The following is a 391-nucleotide window of genomic DNA, read 5'->3' on the forward strand; positions in this document are numbered from 1 at the left end:
CGCCAGCGCGTGCTCGAGGCGGCCAGGACGCTCAACTATTCGCCGAACCAGTCCGGCCGCAGTCTGCGGCAAGGCGCCACCCATTCGATCGCCTTCATGCTGCAGCCGCATCCGGGCGACCAGCAATATGGCGAGCCGTTCTTCATTCCGTTCCTGATCGGGCTGCAGGCCAGGCTTGCGGAAAGCGGGCTCGACCTGACCGTGGTCATGGGCGCGCCGGGCGACTACCAGCAGGAGCGCCTGCGCCGCGTCGTCGAGACGCGCCGCGCCGATGCGGTGCTGCTGGCCTGGACGCGGCGCGAGGATGAACGCATCGACTATCTCACCCAGGCCGGCTTTCCCTTCGCCACGCTCGGCCGCAGCCGCTCCGGAACCAAGTCCTACCCTTCCC

The 391-nt window shown here is 68.8% G+C and carries 1 protein-coding gene; it reads left to right on the forward strand.

What is annotated here, in order from left to right; genetic code table 11:
* Window positions 1–391 (forward strand): LacI family DNA-binding transcriptional regulator (locus EN884_RS38380; RefSeq protein ID WP_206617798.1); only part of this gene is annotated, 391 nt, incomplete at both ends.

It is taken from the genome of Mesorhizobium sp. M7A.F.Ca.AU.001.01.1.1, assembly GCF_004022735.1.
In the GTDB taxonomy this organism is placed as follows: Bacteria; Pseudomonadota; Alphaproteobacteria; order Rhizobiales; family Rhizobiaceae; genus Mesorhizobium; species Mesorhizobium ciceri.